Origin of the sequence: Sphingomonas crocodyli, assembly GCF_004005865.1 — a bacterium.
Taxonomy (GTDB): domain Bacteria; phylum Pseudomonadota; class Alphaproteobacteria; order Sphingomonadales; family Sphingomonadaceae; genus Rhizorhabdus; species Rhizorhabdus crocodyli.
In genome coordinates, this window is the sequence record NZ_SACN01000001.1 from 1,894,887 (window position 1) to 1,915,044 (window position 20,158).

Below are 20,158 nucleotides of genomic sequence, written 5' to 3' on the forward strand. Positions count from 1 at the left end.
TGTCTGGAAGATGCCCTGTCCTATTCCCCCAACACAGCCAAACGCAAGCGGCCCCGGCATCTTTGGAGATGCCGGGGCCGCCGGTTCTTCTATGGAATGTTTACCAGAAGAAGCTGTTGTTCACCGTGATCACGCGGCCGGTGCGGACGTTCACGAGGACCGCATCATTGCCGTAGCGGACCCAGCGATTGTAGCCGCTGGCGGCCGGCAGGCGATAGCGCCACGGATCGGCGATGTAATAGCGCGAGTGGTAATAAGCCGGCTGGAAACGATAGCCGACATTCACCGGGCGATAGACGTAACCGCGCGGGCCGACATAGGCCGGGCGACGATAGACGTCGCGGTGCGTGCGGCGATAATCGCGCCAATCCTCACGAACCTCGCGACGGGCGTCGCGGACGTCCTCACGGGCGTTGCGAACGTCGCGGGCGCTGCCGTAACGCTGCGCATCGCGCAGGTCGCGACGTTCCTCGCGCAGCTCGCGCTGGCTGTGGCGGACTTCGGCGGCCGACTGGGCCTGCGCCATCGTCGGCACCGCGACAGCGGCCATCAGCGCCATCAGAATCGGGGTACGCATTTTATTGCTCCTTCTCCGTTCGAAACTCGGTCGGCGCTCAACACCAGGGGGCGTCGACAGGTTCCTGATTCGCACAGCGCGGCTGAACGGTCAGGGAATGGGTTCGTCAGCGAAATGACAGATTTCCGTGCATTTCTGGACATTTCAGCAATGAAAAATATCGGGCGGACGCCCACGAAAAGGCCCGGCGGATCGCTCCGCCGGGCCCGATGCTTTCCGTCTCTGGCGCGGGGTCAGCGCCAGAAGAAGTCGTAGATGATGTCGCGGACGATCCCGGTCTGGATGTCGACCAGGATCACGTCGTCATAATAGCGGACCCAGCGATAGGGGCCGTAGGCCGGCGGCAGGCGATAGCCCCACGGATCGTTGATCCAATAGCTGTTGCCATAGAACCACGGATCGATCCGGAAGCCGGGCGACCAGCGGCGATAGCTGTACGCATAGCCGCGCGGACCGACATAGCGGGGCACGCGATAGATCGAGCGATTGTCGCGGCGATAATCCTGCCACGCATAACGGCGGTCGCTGCGCCAGTCGCGGCTCCAGTCGCGCCGGTCGTTCCGGCCCCAGTCGCGACGATCGTTCCAGTCGCGGCGGTCGGCACGGAAGTCCTGCCGGTCGTCACGGCGATCGTTGCGGAAATCGCGTCGGTCGTTGGCGCGCTGCTGTTCCAGCTGGTTGCGATCGATCTGGCCCTGGCGGAAGTCGCGACGATCCTGCGGGGCAGGGGTGGGCGGAGTCGGGCGATCCTGACGTGGCGGCTGAAATTCGCGGGAGGGCTCCTGCGGATTCAGTCGGGCGCGTTCCTCCCGCTCCTGAGCGAAGTCGCGCGTACCCATTTGCTGGGCCCCGCCACGGTCACGAAAATCCCGGCCACCACCATCGCCGCGACCGGGGCGATCCATCCGCGCTTCCTGTGCCTGTGCGGCAACGGGCGCGAACGCGGCAGAGGCGAGCAACAGGCCCATCAGGCCCTTCGACACGGTACGCATCTTTGGAAACTCTCCAACCGAGGTGGCATGATGCCAGCCTCGCACCCCATTTGCCGGAACGCGACTGAGCGATGTCTGAATTGGGTCGTCAGCTTTCAGAAAGCAAAGCCGACGTCACTTCGGCTTCACCAGCGCGGGCACAGCATTGGCCGCGTCTTCGGGATCGATCCCCGGCGGCGGCGCGGCGGAGATTTCCTCCGCCCCCGACATTACCCGGCCCGCACGCTGGATCGCGCGGCGGATGCGCGGATAGGTGCCGCAGCGGCAGATGTTGGTCATCGCCGCGTCGATCTCCTCATCGGTCGGCGCGTGATTCTTTTCGAGCAGAGCGGCCGCCGCCATGATCATGCCCGACTGGCAATAACCGCACTGGGGCAGGTTTTCGGCGACCCATGCCTGCTGTACCGGATGGCTGCGATCGCGGGCGAGCGCCTCGATCGTCGTCACGAAGCTGCCCTCGATCGAGCCGATCGGCACCTGGCAGCTGCGGATCGCCGCGCCATCGACATGCACCGTGCACGCTCCGCACAGCCCCGCGCCGCAGCCATATTTGGTGCCGGTGAGGTTGGAGGCGTCGCGCAAGGCCCAGAGCAGGGGCGTGGCCGCGTCCATCTTATAATGAATGGGCTGGCCGTTGACGGTGAAGCGAGTCATGGCCGCGAGCATAGGCAAAGACTGCGGCACGCAAAAGCGCGGCTGAAAATGGCCGTATGACTTGATGAATCAGTATGAGGGGTGTAGGGGCGGCGCTTCACGGCGCGAAGCGGATGCTCGCGACGAGGCTTATACGTTGTCCGGTCAAGGAAATCGGTGCTCGTCGGATCGGCGATGCGGCGCTCCGTTCCGGGCCGGATTTGGAGATAAACGGGTTTATGCAGATCATCGTTCGCGACAACAATGTCGATCAGGCTCTCCGCGCGCTCAAGAAGAAGCTGCAGCGTGAGGGCGTGTATCGCGAAATGAAGCTGCGTCGCCATTACGAGAAGCCGTCGGAAAAGCGCGCCCGCGAGCGTGCGGCTGCCATCCGTCGCGCCCGCAAGCTCGAGCGCAAGCGCGCCGAGCGTGATGGCGTTCGGTAAGAAGCACTTACCCGCCTGAATATCCTTGCCGCGTCCGGCCGGACGCGGCATGTGTCTCGCCCGAACGCCAATAACCGCGAGAGACCTATGTCCGAAGTGACCGCCGTACCCCTTCGCCCGATCGCGAAGGGAAGCCTGACCAAGCTGTGGATCGGGGTAGCGGTGGTCCTCGCGGCGGCAGCGGGCGCGGCCTATGTCGGCACCTACAAGCAGGTGGCGATGGCGCAGACGCCCGAGGATTTCCTGGCCGCCAATGCCAAGCGCAGCGGCGTGAAGGTCACCGCATCGGGCCTGCAATACGAAGTCCTCAAGGAAGGCAGCGGCCCTTCGCCCACCGCCAACGACATGGTGCTGGTGGAATATGAGGGCAAGCTGGCCAATGGCGACATCTTCGACGCCAGCGCGCGCCACGGCGGCCCGCAGCCGCTTCCCGTCGCGGGCGGCATGATCCCCGGCTGGGGCGAGGGCCTTCAGCTGATGAAGCAGGGCGCCAAATACCGCTTCTGGATGCCTCCGGCGCTGGCCTTTGGCGAGCGCGGCGTCCCCAACGGCCCGATCCCGCCGAACGCGGTCGCGATCTTCGACGTCGACCTCATCGCCGTCGCGCCCCCCGGCGCGATGGGGGGAATGGGCGGCATGGGCGCCGGCCACGGAATGTAAGCCAAAGGGTCGCTTCGGCGGCCCTTTTTGTTTGTGGCGACTGCAGCCCTTGCCGTCTCCCCGGACGTGATCCGGGGTCCAGCTTCTACTTGCTCCCTCTCCCGCGTGCGGGAGAGGGTTGGGGTGAGGGTCTGCCTCACCTCCTCGTAACGGTAGAAGAAGAAAGAAGACCCTCATCCAAACCTTCTCCCGCAAGCGGGAGAAGGCTTCAGAAGGAAAAAGCTGGACCCCGGATCAAGTCCGGGGTGACGAAGGTGGGGAGTCACCGCCCGATCAGATCCACGAACATCGCTTCGATCTTGGGCACGTCGATCGCGTAGATCAGGTTGACGTCGCGTTCGCCCAGGCCCGGGCCTTTGCCGGCGGGCCAGGTGAGGAGGGCGCCGTAATTGGCGCCGGGCATCAGATCGACGTCCATCGCCAATGTGCCGCGCTGCGTGACGATCGTGGGGTCGAGCCAGGCGGCGGCTTCGACTTCGTCCCACAGAGGGAAGCCGGGCTGGGCGGTCCTGGCGACGTAGCGGGCGACGGGGCGTTTGCTGGCGGTCGCCCTGGCGAGGAGGTCGGCGCCCGCGCGGGTGGGGGCGCTGCTGTCGCCGGTGACGAGGGTGAGCGTCTGCCACGGTGAGGTGAAGACGATGTGCGACGCCTCGGGATCCCAGAAATGGTTGAAGGAGAGGCGCGGGGCGTAGGCGACCTGCGTCGCGAATTCGTCGCGCGTGCTGGTCGATCCGAAGAAGCCGCCCTCCATCACCAATTCCTTCACGCGGCCCGCAAAATCGTCGTCGAGCCGCTGGGCGAGCGCGAGATTGGTGAGTGGCCCCATCGCGATGATCGTGACCTGCCCCGGATATTTGCGGGTCATGTCGATCAGGAAATCGGCGGCGGAGCCGGGGCGCGCGGCGATCTTCGGCAGGCCGATTTCCATCGGCGGGACGACTTTGGGATCGTGGAAGGGCGCGCGCTTCATCGTGTTGTCGCCGGGCCAGCTTTCGGTCCAGGCGCCGCGATAGCCGAGCGCGCCGTACTGCCCCTCACGCGCCGTGTTGCGCGCCTTGGAGTTGATCAGCGGGTGGATCGCGCCCTGGATGACGGGCACTTCGGTGCGGCCGATCAGTTCGAGCATGCGCAGCGTCTGCGCGACCTCCTCGGGCGCCCAGCCGTCGCCGCTGACGATCGTGATGCCGAGGACGTCGACCGTGGGATCCTGCAACAGCATCAATATCGGCTGGAGACCCGGCCCTTCGAACGCGTCCTGATCAACGATCACTTTACGGCGTTCGGCGGCCTGTGCTGTCGCGGCGAGTGAGAAAGCGAGCAGAAGGAAGAGTGCGCGCAGTGCCTTCGTCATGTGACCCCCCGGTTCGATTTTCCGATGTTACCGTCTCATCAGTGGGGCGAAAGCCAAAAAGCCAGAATGGTCGCGGCCTTTGTGGCTTTCGTGGCCTTCGGCTGAAAACCGGGCTTTTCGCGCGATGGGGATCGAGCGAATCACGGGGCGTTATCGAAGGGGTGGAGTTCTGCGCACGGCGTGATGATTGGAACATAAAGGGAACATTGTCAAGCCCCATTCGTCATCCCGGCGGAGGCCGGGATCTCAGGAGGCGAGGAGACGAGTTCGCCACAAGAGACGCCTGAGATCCCGGCCTCCGCCGGGATGACGTTAGAGAGAGCGCAAAGCCCGTGCGGGGCGTGCTGACAGTGCAGGGATTGCCCCCAATAGGCCGATGCCGAGGGTGCCGAGGGCGCCGATGGCGAGCGTCGCGAGGACGAGGCTCCAGTCGGTTGCCCAGGGGAGTTCGAACAGCTGGGTGACGAGATACCAGCCCGCAGCACTTCCGATCAGCAAGGCGACGATCGCGACCGCGATACTGAGCAGGGCATATTCGAGCGCCTGGGCGAACAATATCTGGCCGCGTGTCGCGCCCAAGAGCTTGAGCAGGACGGCATCGTAGATGCGCGCGCGGCGCGAGGCGGCGATGGCGCCGATCAGGACGGCGATGCCCGCCGCGACGGCGACGGCGGCGGCGGCGCGGATCGCGGTCGCCATCTGGCCGAACAGGGTCGAGACCTGCCCGACCACATCCTTGACGCGGATCAGCGAGACGGAGGGGAAGGTGGCGGCGACCGATCGATTGAGCCGAGCCTCGGCCGCGTCGGGCAGGCTGACGGTGGCCATATAGCTGTGCGGGGCGCCTTCGAGCGCGCCGGGGGCGAAGATGATGCCGAAATTGAAGCCCATCGTTTCCCAGTTTACCCGGCGGATCGAGGCGACCTTGGTCTCGATCTCGACGCCCAGCACCGAGATGGTCATCGCGTCGCCGGGGTGGAGATCGAGCGCGAGTGCGGCGCGATCCTCGACCGAGATGAGCGGTGGGCCGCTATAATATGCGGGCCACCATTTGCCCTCGACGATCTCATTCCCCTCGGGAAGGACGCTGGCATAGGTGAGGCCGCGATCGCCGTTGAGGATCCACGCGCCCTGCGGCTTGGGCTTCATATCGGCGACGCGCACGCCCCGCACCGCGACGACGGTGCCGCGCAGCGAGGGGACGTTGGTGGTGGTCGCGGCCGGGCTGGCGGTGCGCGCGAGTTGGAGGAAGCGATCGATCCCGTCGACGGGGATGTCGAGCGCGAAGAAATTGGGCGCCTTCTTCGGCACGGTCTGTTCGATCTGCGCGGTCAGGTTCGACTGCGCGACCGCGAGGGTGACGAACAGGGTGAGGCCGAGGCCGAGCGCGACGACCAGCCGATCGGTCTGCGCGCCGGGGCGGTGGAGATTGGCGAGCGCGAGCCGGGCGAGCGGGCGGCGCGGGCGGGGCAGGGCGGCGGCGAGGCGGCGGATTCCCCAGCCGATCAGGCTCAACAGTGCGAACACCCCGGCGGCGGCGGCGAGGAAACCGGCGCTCAGGATCGCGTCGCGCGCGCTGATGATCGCGAGCGCGGCGATGCCGAGGCCCGCGACGATCATCGCGATCAGGACAGGCGTCGAGGGGCGGCGGGCACCGTCGACAATCTCACGGAACATGCTGGCCGCCGGCACGCGGCGCGCGCGGGCGAGCGGGGGGAGGCTGAAGAGGAGGGCGGTGAGCAGGCCGTAAATGGCGCTGGTGATCAGCGGGATCGGATAGAGGCCGAAGCGCGGTTTCACGGGCAAGGCATCGCCCGCGAGCCAGCCGACGGCCTGCGGCACGAAAATGCCGACGATCAAACCGGCGGTGATGGCGCCTGCCGCGACGATCGCGACCTGGATCAGATAGACGCGGAAGATGATGACGGAGGATGCGCCGAGGATCTTGAGCGTGGCGATCGATCCGCGCCGCTGATCGAGCCATGAGGCGACACCGTTGCCCACGCCGATCCCCGCCACGATCAGGGCGGTGAGGCCGACGAGGGTGAGGAACTGTTCGAGCTGCTGGACGAAGCGGCGCAGGCCGCGCGCGGCGTTGCTGCTGTCCTTCACGTCCCAATTGGCGTCATGGAAGCGGTGGCCGAGATCTTCGGCGAGCGCGTGCGCATCCTCGCCCGTGTCGAGGCGGATGCGGTAGCGCGATTCGTAGAGGCTGCCGGGCTGGATGAGCCTGGTCGCGGCGAGCGCGGCGGGATCGATGAGGACGGTCGGGCCGAGGCTGAAGCCTTCGCCGACCTGATCGGGTTCGCTGGCTATCAGGCCGATCACCGTCAGCCGCGCCTCGCCGACGCGGATGATGCTGCCGGGTTTGAGGTTGAGCCGGTCGGCAAGTGCGGGGGCGATTGCGGCCTGCAGGCCGTGGGGGCGATTGGTGAGCGCGCCGGGCTGCATCGTGAAGGCGCCGTAGAGCGGCCAGCGCGCGTCGATGCTCTTGAGCTGGGTGAGGAGCGAGGCCGAGCCGTCTTCGCGTGTTGCCATCGCGCGCATGCGCACGCTTTCGGAAATGGTGCCGAGGCGGGCGAAGGCGGCGCGCTCCTCAGGCGTGGCGCCGCGCTGAGTGACTGACATTTCGATGTCGGCGCCGAGGATCGTCTGCCCCTGCGCCTCGAGTTCGCCGATGATCGAAGAGGCGAGGCTGCCAACGCCGGCGAGGGCTGCAACGCCCAGGAACAGGCAGATCGCGAGCAGTCGCAGACCGCGCATGCCTCCGCGCAGTTCGCGCAGGGCCAGGGTGAGAGAGAGGCTCATGCGGCCGTCTCCCCACCACTCGTCATTGCGAGAAGCCGCAGGCGACGAAGCAATCCAGGCCCGGACATGAGTGGGTCACGAGCCTCTCCAGTTGGGGCCTGGATTGCTTCGCTACGCTCGCAATGACGAGTCATGGATGAGATGGTCACGCCGCTTTCTTGTCCGAGACGATCAGGCCGTCGCGCATTTCGACGACGCGGCCGCAGCGGGCGGCCAGCGCGGCGTCGTGGGTGATGACGAGGAGGGTGGCGCCGGCCTCTGCCTGGCGCGCGAAGAGCAGGTCCATGATCGTGGCGCCGGTCGCGGCATCGAGATTGCCGGTCGGCTCGTCGGCGAAGATCAGGGCCGGGCGGGGGGCCATTGCGCGGGCGATGGCGACGCGCTGCTGCTCGCCGCCCGAAAGCTGCGCGGGATAATGGCCGGTGCGGTGGCCGAGGCCGACCGCTTCGAGTTCGGCGCGGGCGCGGGTGAAGGCGTCGGCCTCCCCCGACAGTTCGAGCGGGACCGCGACATTTTCGAGCGCGGTCATCGTGGGGAGCAGGTGGAACGCCTGCAGGATGATTCCGATCCGGCCGCGCCGCGCGGTGGCGAGCGCATCCTCGTCGAGTTTGCCGAAATCGAGACCGGCGACGCGGACCTGCCCCTCATCGGCGCGTTCGAGGCCGGAGAGGATCGCCATCAGCGACGACTTGCCCGAACCGGAGGGGCCGAGCAGCGCGACGCTTTCGCCCTGCGTGACCTTCAGGTCGATGCCCTTGAGGATTTCGACCCTGGCGTCACCGCGCCCGAGCGAGAGACGGAGGGCGCGGGCGTCGATGGGGTCTGGCGTCATGGCCCCCATGATGGGGATGGTGTGTGGCGGGCGCAAGACACCGCGCCCGAAAAATGGCGGTTAGCCCTCGATCGCGGTCATCACCATCTTGCCGTTCTTGACGCTGAAGCCGAGGCGGCCTTCGACCAGCGCGAGCGCGTCCTTGCCGAAGACGTCGTAGCGCCAGCCTTCGAGCAGGGGCAGATCCTTGCGGACGCCGGCGGCGAGCAGTTCGAGATCGTCGGAGCGCGCGATCAGGCGCGGCGCGACGTCGGCATCGCGCGAACGGACCTTGAGCAGCAGCTTGAGGAGGTCGGCGATCAGCGCGCCTTCCTTGCCGAGGCCGGGGCGGCGATCTTCGCGAGGCGGCATCTCCTCCTCGGTGAACGGCTCGGCGGCGGCGATGGCGGCCATCAGGCGCGCGCCGATGTCGTTCGACGCCCAGCTGGGCGAAAGGCCGCGTACGCGGGAGAGATCGGCCTGCTCGCGCGGCGGGTGCGACGCCATATCGGCCAGCGTCTCATCCTTGGCGATGCGGCCGCGCGGGATATTCTTGTTGCGGGCCTCACGCTCGCGCCATGCGGCGATGGCGCGCAGGCGGCCGAGAACCTCGGGCTTGCGGCCGGGCAGGCGGATGCGCGTCCAGGCGAGTTCGGGGACGTTGGCATAGCTGGCGGGATCGCCGAGCCGCTCCATCTCCACATCGAGCCAGCCGCCACGCCCGGTCTTGCGCAGCTTTTCCAGCATCTTGGGGAACAGCTTGGCAAGGTGGGTGACGTCGCCGATCGCATAATCGATCTGCCGCTTGTCGAGCGGGCGGCGCGCCCAATCGGTAAAGCGGGCGCCCTTGTCGAGCTTCACGCCGATCAGGGTTTCGACCAGGTTCGAATAGCCGATCTGTTCGCCCAGACCCATCGCCATCGCCGCGACCTGCGTATCGAACAAGGGATAAGGCGTCTTGCCGGTCAGGTTGTGGACGATTTCCAGATCCTGTCCGCCGGCGTGGAAGACCTTCAATACCTCCTCATTCTCGACCAGCAGATCGAGCAGGGGTTTCAGATCGAGATCCTTGGCCTTGGGATCGATCGCGGCGGCCTCTTCGCTATCGGCGATCTGGATCAGGCAGAGATCGGGCCAATAGGTGTTCTCGCGCATGAACTCGGTGTCCACGCACACGAAGGGCGAGTTGGAGAGCCGGGCGCAGAGATTGGCGAGCGAGGCGCTGTCGGTGATCAAAGGGTGGATGTGCATCCGAACATCCCATAGTCCCCTCTGAAAGCTTGACAAGCATACATGCCCGCGCGAAGCGCCAGCCCTTCACAATTCACCAAAAAGTTGAAAGCAGACCATGCACGCCTATCGCACCCATCATTGCGCCCAGCTTCGCGCCGCCGAAGTCGGTTCGCAGGTCCGTATCTCGGGCTGGGTCCACCGCAAGCGCGATCATGGCAACCTGCTGTTCGTCGATCTGCGCGACCATCACGGCATCACCCAGATCGTGACCGACATCGATGCGCCCGCGTTCAAGGCGCTGGAGCGGCTGCGCGTGGAATCGGTGGTGACGATCGCGGGCGACGTGGTGGCGCGTTCGGCCGAGGCGGTGAACCCGAACCTCGCGACCGGCGAAATCGAAGTGCGCGCGCGCGAAGTGACGATCCAGTCGGCGGCGCAGGAACTGCCGCTGCCGGTCGCGGCCGAGGCCGACTATCCCGAAGATATCCGCCTGCGCTATCGCTTCCTCGATCTGCGCCGCGAACGCATCCACAAGAATATCGTGCTGCGGTCCAACGTGATCCGTTCGATCCGCGAGCGGATGATCGGGCAGGGCTTCACCGAATATCAGACGCCGATCCTGACGGCGTCGAGCCCCGAAGGCGCGCGCGACTATCTGGTTCCCAGCCGCGTCCACCCCGGCAAGTTCTACGCGCTGCCGCAGGCGCCGCAGATGTTCAAGCAGCTGCTGATGGTCGCGGGCTTCGATCGCTATTTCCAGATCGCGCCCTGCTTCCGCGACGAAGATGCGCGCGCCGATCGTTCGCCGGGCGAATTCTACCAGCTCGACCTCGAAATGAGCTTCGTGACGCAGGACGACGTGTTCGCGGCGCTCGAGCCGGTGCTGCAGGGCGTGTTCGAGGAATTCTCGGACGGCAAGAAGGTGACGCAGGCGCCGTTCCCGCGCATCGCCTATCGCGACGCGATGCTGCGTTACGGTTCGGACAAGCCCGACCTGCGCAACCCGCTGCAGATCACCGACGTCACCAGCCACTTCGTCGGATCGGGCTTCGGCCTGTTCGCGAAGATCGTCGAGGGCGGCGGCGTGATCCGCGCGATCCCGGCGCCGGGCGCGGGCGCGGGCAGCCGCAAATTCTTCGACGACGCGAACGAATGGGCGCGCGCGCAGGGCTATGCCGGCCTTGGCTATATCAATATCAAGGATGGGGAGGCCGGCGGCCCGATCGCCAAGAACCACGGCCCCGATGGCACCGCCAAGCTGATCGCCGAACTGGGCCTCGGCCCGAATGACGGCGTGTTCTTCGCGGCGGGCAAGGAAGGGCAGGCCGCCAAGCTCGCCGGCCTCGCGCGCACCCGCGTCGGCGAGACGCTGGACCTGATCGAGCAGGGCGAGTTCAAGTTCTGCTGGGTCGTCGACTTCCCGATGTTCGAATATGACGAGGACGCAAAGAAGATCGACTTCAGCCACAACCCCTTCTCGATGCCGCAGGGCGAGCTTGAGGCGCTGGAGACCAAGGATCCGCTCGATATCCTCGCCTATCAGTACGACATCGTCTGCAACGGTGTGGAGCTGTCGTCGGGTGCGATCCGGAACCACAAGCTCGACGTCATGTACAAGGCGTTCGAGATTGCGGGTTATACCGCCGAGGAGGTCGATGCGAACTTCCCGGGCATGATCAACGCCTTCAAATATGGCGCGCCGCCGCACGGCGGTTCGGCGCCGGGCATCGATCGCATCGTCATGCTGCTCGCCGATGAACCGAATATCCGCGAGGTCGTTCTGTTCCCGATGAACCAGAAGGCCGAGGATCTGATGATGGGCGCGCCCGCGCCGGTTTCGGCCAAACAGCTGCGCGAACTCAGCATTCGCGTGGTGGACGGGCCGAAGCCCTGAGGCGGGGCGCTCTCCCTCATCTTTCTCTGATCCTCCCCTTGGCGGGGGAGGATTAAGGTTGGAACTGTGCCGTTCCGATACAGGGTGGCCGCGGCGTTTACCTTGCTTCGCGCCCCCGGCACTCGATCGATTGCGCTAGGCACGCTGTATGGCGAAGGCGCGATCTCTCGATCTCAGCGATTATGAGGAAGGTGCGCCCTTCGACGGCGACTATGACGCCGAACTGAAGAAGCTGCAGGACCGGCTGGCCAAGCTGGGCGTCGCGCACAAGCTGGCCCAGCGCAAGACGATGATCGTCTTCGAAGGCTGGGATGCGGCGGGGAAGGGCGGCGCGATCCAGCGGCTCACCGCCCCTTGGGATCCGCGCCATTACGAGGTCTGGCCGATCGCGGCGCCGAGCTTCGAGGAGAAGCAGCGGCATTTCCTGTGGCGCTTCTGGAAGGCTTTGCCCGCGCCCGGCGAGATCGCGGTGTTCGATCGCAGCTGGTATGGCCGCGTCCTCGTCGAGTGGGTCGAGGGCTATATCGATGCCAATCTGCGCCGGCGGGGCTTCGACGAGATCAACGAGTTCGAGGCGCAGCAGCGCGCCGACGGCGTCCTGACGATCAAGATCTTCGTCCACGTCCGCGCCGACGTGCAGGACGAGCGGCTGCGCGAGCGGCTGGAGAACCGGTGGAAGCGTTGGAAGATCAACCGCGACGATTTCCGCAACCGGGCGCGGCGCGACGATTATCTGGCGGCGATGCGCGACATGTTCGCCGAAACCAACACGCGCTGGGCGCCGTGGCATATCGTCGACGGCAACGACAAGAAGGCCGCGCGGCTGACCGTGCTGCGCATCGTCGCCGAACATCTGGAACGCACCGTCCCGTCCGAGCCACCGCCGATGGACGAGGACTTCCTGCGCTATGCGCGAGCCCAACTAAACAGCGAAAAAAAGCCGGAAGCCGACTAACCTTCGCTTCTTGCGGACCGCATTCCTTTGTTGCAGCATCGTGATCGACGGCGCTCATCACGCCGATCAAGGGGGCAAGACGTCGCCAGGCGCGGCCCAACAACACGGGCAGAGGATAAAATGATGAACAAGCAAGAGCTTATCGGTAAAGTTTCCGATGTCACCGGTCTGACCCGCAATGATGCCGGCAAGGCCGTCGAAGCGGTGTTCGATTCGATCGTTCGCGTGCTGAAGGGCGGCGACGAGGTTCGACTGGTCGGATTTGGCACATTTTCGGTGAATCAGCGCAAGGCGTCGACCGGCCGCAATCCGCGCACCGGCGAACCGATGGACATCGGATCGTCGAACCAGCCCAAGTTCCGCGCGGGCAAGACGCTGAAGGACGCGGTCAACTAAGTCTTTCGGGAGCGGAGGCGGCACTCCCTTTGGCCGCCTTCGCATTCCTGTCCGCCGATCGTGTTTTTGGCTGGACAGCGACCGTGACGCGCCTTAGGGGGTGCGCCCTGCCACGGCGCCTTGGGAGCCAGCAGGCCCTTCAGAGTGGGCGCATAGCTCAGCGGTAGAGCACACCCTTCACACGGGTGGGGTCGCAGGTTCAATCCCTGCTGCGCCCACCACTCTGATCCTCGGAAAAGTTAGAGCCAGCGTTCGATCGCGGCGTGCAGCAACGGCACGTTGGCGCTGCTGCGCGGTTGCAGCCATGCGACGGCGACCGGCAGGCGCCATGCGGCGATGTCCGCCGCGCTGACGCCCGAGGCGCGCGTGTAGAAGCGGGTGTAGAGCCAGGCGGCCGTGTTGCGCGGGATACGGAAGATTGCCGCCCGCCGGACCAGCGGGCCGTGGCCGCTATAGCGCAGCAGAAGTTCGGTGCGCGCGGCATCGGCGGCCGGATGACCGGTGCAGGCGTTGAGCCAGTCGATCACCGCCAGCCCTTCGTCGGTTTCGATCGCGTTGCCGGGATGCAGATCGCCATGACACAGGCGATCGCCATCGGGCAGGGCGGCTAGTCGGGCGAGGGCGGCCTTACGCCATGCATCAGGCACATCCGCCGTCTCGATCCGGTGCTCAAGCAACGTGCGCTGAAAATGGAGCGGGAGGCCTGCTTCGACGCGGTGCATACGCGCCTGATAATCGGCGAGCCGCTGGATGCCGCGGATCAGCGTGAGCGGGCGCAGGCGCAGCATCGAGTGCATGTCGCGGCTCGGCAGATCTTCGAAGATGATCCCGGTGCGGCCCTGAAGCGTCTGCCAGCCCAGTGGACGCGCGACGCGCAGGCCCATCTGCGCCGCCAGATCGGCCGCATCATATTCGCGCTTCATCAGGTCGCTGGAAAATCCGTCGCGGAACAGCTTCACGACGCTGCCGCCCGCCATTCGATAGACTTCGGCGCTCTCGCCGCTGCCGATCAGAACATTCACTTCAGGATCGAGCACGCATGCATCCGTTTGTTCTATATGGCCCGAATTGTGTAGTCGCAGGGCGCTTGTCAATGTCATCTACCCTTAGTTTGCAGTGATTGACAGAAGCATGAACGGCCACCAAGCCGCTCCCTCCATTTCGGGGAGGAAAGTGCAATGTCGTCGATCGCGCCGCTGATCCTGTCGCTGCTGATGCTGGCGACGGTGCTGCTGGGTGCGGGCGGCGTGTGGACGATCGCCAAGCAGCGCGACATGAAGCGCGGGGTGCTGATGCTGATCGCGGCGGCGGTGATGTTCGCCAATGTCCTGATTTCCAGCTTGTAGCGCCGACGCCGGTCAATCGCTAAAGGGCGGCGATGATCCGCCTGTCCGAACTGAAACTGCCCCTCGATCACGCGCCCGACGCGATCGCCCCCGCGATCGTCGCGCGGCTGGGGATCGAACCCGGCGACCTGATCGCGCACAGCATCGCGCGGCGCGGCAATGATGCGCGCAAGCGCAGCGCTATCCTGCTGGTCTATTCGGTCGACGTGGAGTTGCGCGACGAGGCGGCGGTGCTGGCGCGCTTTGCGGGCGATCCCAATGTGCGGCCGACGCCCGATACCGGCTATCGCTTCGTCGCGCAGGCGCCCGCCATGCCGACGCGTCCGCGCCCGGTGGTGATCGGGGCGGGGCCGTGCGGGCTGTTTGCGGGGCTGATCCTGGCGCAGATGGGCTTTCGCCCGATCATCCTCGATCGCGGCAAGGTCGTGCGGCAGCGGACCAAGGACACCTGGGGGCTGTGGCGCCGATCGGAGCTGAACCCCGAAAGCAACGTGCAATATGGCGAGGGCGGGGCGGGGACGTTTTCCGACGGCAAGCTCTATTGCCGGATCAAGGATTCGCGCCATTTAGGCCGCAAGGTGCTGACCGAGTTCGTCAAGGCCGGCGCACCCGAGGATATTTTGACCGAAGCGCATCCGCATATCGGCACCTTCCGGCTCGTTTCGATGGTCGAGAATATGCGCGCGACGATCGAGGAACTGGGTGGCGAATATCGCTGGCAGCATCGCGTCGAGGATATTGAGATCGAGGAGAGTGGCGGAGAGCGCCGGGTGCGCGGGCTGCACCTGTCGACGGGTGAGTTTCTGGAGGCCGATCATGTCGTCCTCGCCGTTGGCCACAGTGCGCGCGACACCTTCCACATGCTCTACGACCGGGGCGTGCATATCGAGGCGAAGCCCTTTTCGATCGGGGTGCGGATCGAGCATCCGCAAAGCTGGATCGATCGCGCGCGCTACGGCAATTGCGCGGGGCATCCCGATCTGGGCGCGGCGGCCTATGCGCTGTCGCACCACTGTTCGAACGGGCGGACGGTGTACAGCTTCTGCATGTGTCCGGGCGGGCGCGTGGTCGCGGCGGCGTCCGAGCCGGGGCGCGTCGTCACCAACGGGATGAGCCAATATTCGCGGCAGGAGTTCAACGCCAACTCCGGTCTCGTGGTCGCGATCGATCCGGACAAGGATTATCCGGGCCATCCGCTCGCTGGAATCGCGTTTCAGAGGAAATGGGAGGAGGCCGCATTCGTCGCAGGCGGTTCCACCTATCATGCGCCGGGTCAGCGCGTGGGCGATTTCCTGGCGAAGCGCGCATCGACTGCGATGGGGGAGGTGACTCCCTCCTACAAGCCGGGGGTGGCGCCGACCGACCTCTCCGCCTGCCTGCCCGATTATGCGATCGATGCGCTGCGCGAGGCGCTTCCCGTCTTCGGGCGGCAATTGCCGCGCTATGACGATCCCGATGCGGTGATGACGGGGGTGGAGACGCGGACCTCGTCCCCGGTGCGGATCCGGCGCGGGGCGGACTTCGTGAGCGTCAACACCGTCGGCCTGTATCCGGCGGGCGAGGGCGCGGGCTATGCGGGCGGCATCCTCTCGGCGGCGATCGATGGGATCAAGGTGGCGGAGGCGATGGCGCTGAGCATGGTGGCCGCCTGACTGTCCCTCTCCCGTTCAGGGAGAGGGAAGGAGCCGCGAAGCGGCGGGAGGGTGAGGGCACGCTTTCCAATGATGGCTGGCGCCGGTGAAGGTGTGCCCTCACCCACCACCGGCTTCGCCGGCGGTCCCCCCTCTCCCCTGCAGGGAGAGGGTTTTTACGCCCCGCACCACTCCCTGAGCTTGCGGTGGAAGTGGGCGACGGTGCCTTCCTGCACCGGGTTCGTCACCGCGCCCTTGAAGCCGCGCGATTTCACGCCCTGGTTGACCGCCTCCATGTTGAGGAAGTCTTCCTCCAGAAACTCGCAATTGCCCTTGAAGGCTTCGAAGCCGTGGTAGATTTCCTGTTCGACCACCGGCTCCGCGCCCGGCGCGAAGCGGCCGAACGACCAGATATCGAACACCGCCTGATCATGATGCTTGCCCGGACGGATGCGATACCAGAGCGCGCCGTCGAGCGAGGGCAGGAAGATGCTGTTCGGGAAGATGTGCCAGTCGGTGCCCGCCGCGAACCACTTCTCCATGTTCATGCTGGAGGGCAGGGTGACGCCGCGCTTGGCGAGTTCGTCGAGCTGGTAATCGAAGAACAAAGCCAGCGTCTGTTCGGGGGGCGTATCGTCGGGCAGGTCGAGCAGGCGCTCGGTCGCCTTCATCCCCGGCTCCAGCGTGATCGCGCCGAGCGTGGTGAAGAGGTGCTTCTGGTTCGCCCAGAAATGCTCGACGAAGGTCTTGGGCGTCGTCCAGCTGCCCTTTTCGGTCTTGTATTCGGTGAAGGGGGCGGGCGCGTTGTAGAACATGCCATGTTCGCCGACGATCTGGGTCGGCATCGGCGCTTCGCGATAGTTGATCCCGCTGATGTGGGTCTCGCCGCTGTGATAGCCCTCGCAAAACGCCTCGACGATGATCTTCCAGTTCACATCGGCGATGATCGTCTTCCACCAGAGCGGGCGCATCGCGGCGAGATCGAAGGGTTCGAGGACCGGTGACACGTCCTTGAGCCATTCGGCGAGCGGGATCGCGTTCGCATCCTGGTTGATCCAGACCCAGCCGCCCCAGCGCGCGACCTGCACCGCGGGGATCGTCAGTTCGGCCTTGTTGAAGGCGGCGCAGCCGTCCCAGTCGGTTTCGAAGGGGACGTGCTTCAGCTCGCCGGTCAGGCCGAAACGCCAACCGTGGAAGCGGCAGGCGATGTCGTTGCCGAACTTGCCCTTGGTCCGCTCGGTCAGCTTGCGACCGCGATGCTGGCAGACATTGTACATCGCGTGGATGTCGTCGGCGCCATCGCCGGTGCGGATGACCAGGATCGATTCGTCGAGGATATCATAGACGACATAGTCGCCCTTCGCCTTCAGGTCGCTTTCGCGGCAGGCCATCTGCCAGGTGCGCGGCCACAAAAGCTCGGCTTCGCGGCGATCCTGCTCCGGATCGCGATACTCCGATGCCGGAATGAATATGTCCGCTTTGATCCCGCCCGTCAGTTCGTTCATCGTCCGCTCCTGGATGGGTTGCTGCCCCTTTTGGCGCCATCATAGCTCCCTGCCCGGAATAATGCCATGCGTGCCGTGCATTTTTCGACATCCCTACAATAAAGGGTAGGACGCGCGACGCTTACACGCATTTATGCAAGATCGTTTGGCGCGTGCGGTGCCGATCCGACACCGTCCACCGCCTCGCCGGGATAGGGAAAGCCGCCTAAGACGGCGGCGCGAACAAGGAGGATGCCGTGACAAGGCCAAATGCCGCCGCCGGACCGGAAGAGCTGATCAAGATCTACCGGACGAGCACACTCATCAAGCAGACCGACGAGAGCATCCGCGGACTGCTGCGCCGTGGCCGCCTGCAGGCGAACTATTATTCGCCGCGCGGTCAGGAGATCGTCGCCGCGGCGATGGCCGCCACGCTGCAGCCCGACGATTATGTCGTGACCATCTATCGCGGCCTGCACGATCATCTGGCCAAGGGCGTGCCGCTGAAGGCGCTGATGGCCGAATATTTCGGCAAGGTCGACGGATCGTGCAAGGGCAAGGGCGGCTGCATGCACATCACCCACCCCGAAGCGGGCGTGATGGTGACGACGGGTATCGTCGGATCGGGCATGCCGATCGCCAACGGCCTCGCCCTCGCATCGCAGGAGCGCAAGGACGGGCGCGTCACCGTCACCAATTTCGGCGACGGCGCGACCAATATCGGATCGTTCCATGAGAGCATGAACCTGGCGTCTTTGTGGAAGCTGCCGGTCGTTTTCCTGTGCCAGAACAACCTGTTCGCCGAACATACTGCGACCGAACTGTGCACCGCGGGCAATATCGTCGATCGCGCCAAGGGCTATGCGATGCCGGGCATTCTGGTCGACGGCAACGATCCCGAGGCGATGTATGCGGCCGCGCGTGAAGCGGTCGATCGTGCGCGTGACGGCGAGGGGCCGACCCTGATCGAAGCGCGCACCTTCCGCTTCGAAGGGCATAATTACGGCGACCCTTCGAGCTACATCCCCAAGGAGATGATGGCCGAGGCGAAGGCCAACGATCCCGTCCCCAAATTGCGCGCGCTGCTGATCGAACGCGGCATCGCGACCGAGGACGAGGTCGCCAAGATCGACGCCGATGCGGCGACCGAGATCGCCGAAGCGGTCACCTTCGCGCAGGAATCGCCTTATCCCGACGTCGCGGAAAACCTGTCCGACGTTTACGCGCACGTGCTGGAGAACGCATGATGGCCGAGATTACCCTGAGCCAGGCGACCCAGCAGGCGCTCGATGAGGCGATGGCCGCCGATCCGACCGTATTGGTCTTCGGTGAGGATGTTGCCGATCCCGAAGGCGGCGGCATCATGGGCTCCACCGCGGGCCTTTCGACCAAGTACGGTTCGCGCGTCCGTTCCACCCCGATTTCCGAACAGGCGATTGCGGGTGCGGCGGTGGGCGCCGCCATCGCGGGCATGCGGCCGGTGGCCGAGATCATGCTGATGAACTTCATCACCGTCGCGATGGACATGATCGTCAATCATGCCGCCAAGACGCGCTTCATGTCGGGCGGCAAGACGGCGGTGCCGCTGACGATCCGCACGATGTCCGGCGCGGGCATTGGTGCTGGCGGGCAGCATTCGGACATGTACGAGGCGTGGCTGGCGCACGTTCCCGGCCTGAAGGTGGTCGTGCCGAGCAATGCGGCGGATCAGAAAGCGCTGCTCAAGAGCTGCATCTTCGACGACGATCCCTGCATCTTCGTCGAGACGACCTACATCCAGTTCATGAAGGGCGAGGTGCCCGCCGATTATGAGGCACCGCTGGGCAAGGCGAAGGTCTCGCGCGAGGGCACCGACGTCTCGATCATCGGCTATGGCCGCCCGATCCTCGACGCGCTCGCGGTCGCGGAAAAGCTGGCCGCCGAGGGGATCTCGGTCGAGGTGGTCGATCTGCGTACGGTGATGCCGTGGGATCAGGAGACCGTGTTCAAGTCGGTCGCCAAGACCAAGCGCGCGGTGACGCTGCACGAAGCGGTCGTCCAATTCGGCGTGGGCGCGGAAATCTCCTCGCGGATCCACGAGGAGCTGTTCGATACGCTCAAGGCGCCCGTCCAGCGCGTCGGATCGATGAACACCATCGTTCCTTACTCGGCCCCGTTGGAGCAGAACTTCATGTGGAGCCAGGACAAGATCGAGGCGGCCATTCGCCGCACGCTAGAGCGCAAGTGAGCGCGAGGGAGATATAATGAGCACCGACGTCGTTCTGCCCAAGCTGGGTTTCTCGATGCAGGCCGGCACCGTCACCGAATGGCTGGTCGCCGACGGTGGCGAGGTCAAGGAAGGCGAGCCCTTGTTCCTGCTGGAGGCCGACAAGGCCACCAACGAGGTCGAGGCGCCCGCATCGGGCAAGCTGACGATCATCGCGCCGGTCGGCGAGGAGCTGGACGTCGGCACGATCATTGGACGGATCGACTGAGACTGTTGTCTTTCGGAGAGGATAGAAGATGACCAAGGTCACGACCGATGACTGGGTTGCGATCAGCGACCATCTGGGCCGCTATTGCTGGTTCGTCGACGAAGGCATGGGCGAGGAATGGGCGGCGCTGTGGGAGCCGGAAGGCGTCTTCATCGGCGTCACGCCCGAGCCGATCAAGGGCCGTGCGGCGCTGTCCTTCGTCAGCACCAGCACCTACGAGCAGCTGAAAGGCCGCCTGCGCCACATCGCGGCAAACTTGCATGCCGATTATGCGGATGGCACCCGCGACATCGTGCATGCGCGCTATTATAATTATGTTTCGCGCTGGGACGACACGCCCGGAAACTTCACCTTCGCGATCTGCCGCATGACCCTCGTCCGCGATGGGGACGGCTGGCTGATCCGCGAGAACAATGTCGAACTGTTCGCGCCGCCGCTGCAGGTGGCTCAATAATCTGAAAGCCCAG

The 20,158-nt window shown here is 65.4% G+C and carries 20 protein-coding genes and 1 tRNA gene; 12 read left to right on the forward strand and 9 right to left on the reverse strand.

All coding sequences use genetic code 11. The annotated features are described in order from the left end of the window. Positions 1–100: 100 nt before the first annotated feature. The 3 genes from EOD43_RS09105 to EOD43_RS09115 all read right to left on the reverse strand — a co-directional run bounded on the left by EOD43_RS09105 (position 101) and on the right by EOD43_RS09115 (position 2,223). Positions 101–577 (reverse strand): RcnB family protein, encoded by a 477-nt coding sequence (locus EOD43_RS09105; protein WP_127743163.1) that lies wholly within the window; start codon positions 575–577, stop codon positions 101–103. A gap of 233 nt (positions 578–810) precedes the next feature. Continuing rightward, positions 811–1,569, reverse strand: a complete 759-nt coding sequence (locus EOD43_RS09110; protein WP_127743164.1) for an RcnB family protein — start codon at positions 1,567–1,569, stop codon at positions 811–813. 114 nt (positions 1,570–1,683) lie between these two features. Then, on the reverse strand, positions 1,684–2,223 hold the full coding sequence (locus tag EOD43_RS09115; RefSeq protein WP_127743165.1) for a (2Fe-2S)-binding protein: 540 nt from the start codon (positions 2,221–2,223) through the stop codon (positions 1,684–1,686). A 218-nt stretch (positions 2,224–2,441) separates the two neighbouring features. On the opposite strand from EOD43_RS09115, the gene rpsU reads away from it, so the two are divergent. Both rpsU and EOD43_RS09125 read left to right on the forward strand, forming a co-directional pair. After that, entirely contained in the window at positions 2,442–2,648 is a 207-nt protein-coding gene (gene rpsU, locus EOD43_RS09120) for a 30S ribosomal protein S21 (RefSeq protein ID WP_010126124.1), read from the forward strand. Between the two features lie 87 nt (positions 2,649–2,735). Then, on the forward strand, positions 2,736–3,308 hold the full coding sequence (locus tag EOD43_RS09125) for an FKBP-type peptidyl-prolyl cis-trans isomerase (protein ID WP_127743166.1): 573 nt from the start codon (positions 2,736–2,738) through the stop codon (positions 3,306–3,308). Positions 3,309–3,570: 262 nt separating this feature from the next. Here the strand turns inward: EOD43_RS09125 and EOD43_RS09130 are convergent, their stop codons facing one another. The 4 genes from EOD43_RS09130 to rnd all read right to left on the reverse strand — a co-directional run bounded on the left by EOD43_RS09130 (position 3,571) and on the right by rnd (position 9,529). Then, the gene (locus EOD43_RS09130) at positions 3,571–4,659 is read right to left on the reverse strand and encodes a nucleoside hydrolase (RefSeq protein ID WP_127743167.1); all 1,089 of its coding nucleotides are present in this window, start codon (positions 4,657–4,659) and stop codon (positions 3,571–3,573) included. Positions 4,660–4,971: 312 nt separating this feature from the next. Then, entirely contained in the window at positions 4,972–7,467 is a 2,496-nt protein-coding gene (locus EOD43_RS09135; RefSeq protein ID WP_127743168.1) for an ABC transporter permease, read from the reverse strand. 145 nt (positions 7,468–7,612) lie between these two features. Beyond that, positions 7,613–8,299 carry an ABC transporter ATP-binding protein gene (locus EOD43_RS09140; RefSeq protein ID WP_127743169.1) on the reverse strand — a complete coding sequence of 229 codons (687 nt, stop codon included), beginning with the start codon at positions 8,297–8,299 and terminating at the stop codon, positions 7,613–7,615. Positions 8,300–8,359: 60 nt separating this feature from the next. Further along, a complete protein-coding gene (rnd, locus tag EOD43_RS09145) occupies positions 8,360–9,529 on the reverse strand; it encodes a ribonuclease D (RefSeq protein WP_127743170.1) in 1,170 nt (389 codons plus the stop codon). Positions 9,530–9,626: 97 nt separating this feature from the next. On the opposite strand from rnd, the gene aspS reads away from it, so the two are divergent. The 4 genes from aspS (at position 9,627) to EOD43_RS09165 (ending at position 12,977) form a co-directional block, all read left to right on the forward strand. Beyond that, entirely contained in the window at positions 9,627–11,405 is a 1,779-nt protein-coding gene (gene aspS / locus EOD43_RS09150) for an aspartate--tRNA ligase (RefSeq protein ID WP_127743171.1), read from the forward strand. Positions 11,406–11,553: 148 nt separating this feature from the next. After that, positions 11,554–12,360 carry a polyphosphate kinase 2 family protein gene (locus EOD43_RS09155; protein ID WP_127743172.1) on the forward strand — a complete coding sequence of 269 codons (807 nt, stop codon included), beginning with the start codon at positions 11,554–11,556 and terminating at the stop codon, positions 12,358–12,360. 123 nt (positions 12,361–12,483) lie between these two features. Next, the gene (locus EOD43_RS09160; RefSeq protein ID WP_127743173.1) at positions 12,484–12,756 is read left to right on the forward strand and encodes an HU family DNA-binding protein; all 273 of its coding nucleotides are present in this window, start codon (positions 12,484–12,486) and stop codon (positions 12,754–12,756) included. A gap of 146 nt (positions 12,757–12,902) precedes the next feature. After that, positions 12,903–12,977, forward strand: a tRNA-Val gene (locus tag EOD43_RS09165). An 18-nt stretch (positions 12,978–12,995) separates the two neighbouring features. Here the strand turns inward: EOD43_RS09165 and EOD43_RS09170 are convergent. Beyond that, the gene (locus EOD43_RS09170; protein WP_164857168.1) at positions 12,996–13,793 is read right to left on the reverse strand and encodes a phosphotransferase family protein; all 798 of its coding nucleotides are present in this window, start codon (positions 13,791–13,793) and stop codon (positions 12,996–12,998) included. Between the two features lie 141 nt (positions 13,794–13,934). Here EOD43_RS09170 and EOD43_RS23615 point away from each other — a divergent pair, with 141 nt between their 5' ends. Together EOD43_RS23615 and EOD43_RS09175 are read left to right on the forward strand one after the other, a co-directional pair. Then, the gene (locus EOD43_RS23615; RefSeq protein ID WP_164857046.1) at positions 13,935–14,102 is read left to right on the forward strand and encodes a hypothetical protein; all 168 of its coding nucleotides are present in this window, start codon (positions 13,935–13,937) and stop codon (positions 14,100–14,102) included. A gap of 32 nt (positions 14,103–14,134) precedes the next feature. After that, positions 14,135–15,754 carry an NAD(P)/FAD-dependent oxidoreductase gene (locus EOD43_RS09175; protein ID WP_127743175.1) on the forward strand — a complete coding sequence of 540 codons (1,620 nt, stop codon included), beginning with the start codon at positions 14,135–14,137 and terminating at the stop codon, positions 15,752–15,754. A gap of 155 nt (positions 15,755–15,909) precedes the next feature. Here the strand turns inward: EOD43_RS09175 and EOD43_RS09180 are convergent, their stop codons facing one another. Then, positions 15,910–17,238, reverse strand: coding sequence for an aromatic ring-hydroxylating oxygenase subunit alpha (locus EOD43_RS09180; RefSeq protein WP_127743176.1), 1,329 nt, complete (start codon positions 17,236–17,238; stop codon positions 15,910–15,912). 236 nt (positions 17,239–17,474) lie between these two features. Between EOD43_RS09180 and EOD43_RS09185 the strand changes: the two genes are divergently transcribed. Genes EOD43_RS09185 through EOD43_RS09200 form a run of 4 tightly spaced genes read left to right on the forward strand, consistent with a single transcriptional unit; the run spans position 17,475 to position 20,145 of the window. Next, a complete protein-coding gene (locus tag EOD43_RS09185; RefSeq protein WP_127743177.1) occupies positions 17,475–18,464 on the forward strand; it encodes a thiamine pyrophosphate-dependent dehydrogenase E1 component subunit alpha in 990 nt (329 codons plus the stop codon). Beyond that, entirely contained in the window at positions 18,464–19,444 is a 981-nt protein-coding gene (locus EOD43_RS09190; protein WP_420822452.1) for an alpha-ketoacid dehydrogenase subunit beta, read from the forward strand. The genes EOD43_RS09185 and EOD43_RS09190 overlap by 1 nt, the downstream gene beginning before the upstream one ends. A gap of 16 nt (positions 19,445–19,460) precedes the next feature. Then, positions 19,461–19,691, forward strand: coding sequence for a biotin/lipoyl-containing protein (locus EOD43_RS09195; RefSeq protein ID WP_127743179.1), 231 nt, complete (start codon positions 19,461–19,463; stop codon positions 19,689–19,691). Positions 19,692–19,719: 28 nt separating this feature from the next. After that, on the forward strand, positions 19,720–20,145 hold the full coding sequence (locus EOD43_RS09200; protein ID WP_127743180.1) for a nuclear transport factor 2 family protein: 426 nt from the start codon (positions 19,720–19,722) through the stop codon (positions 20,143–20,145). The last annotated feature ends 13 nt before the right edge of the window (positions 20,146–20,158 follow it).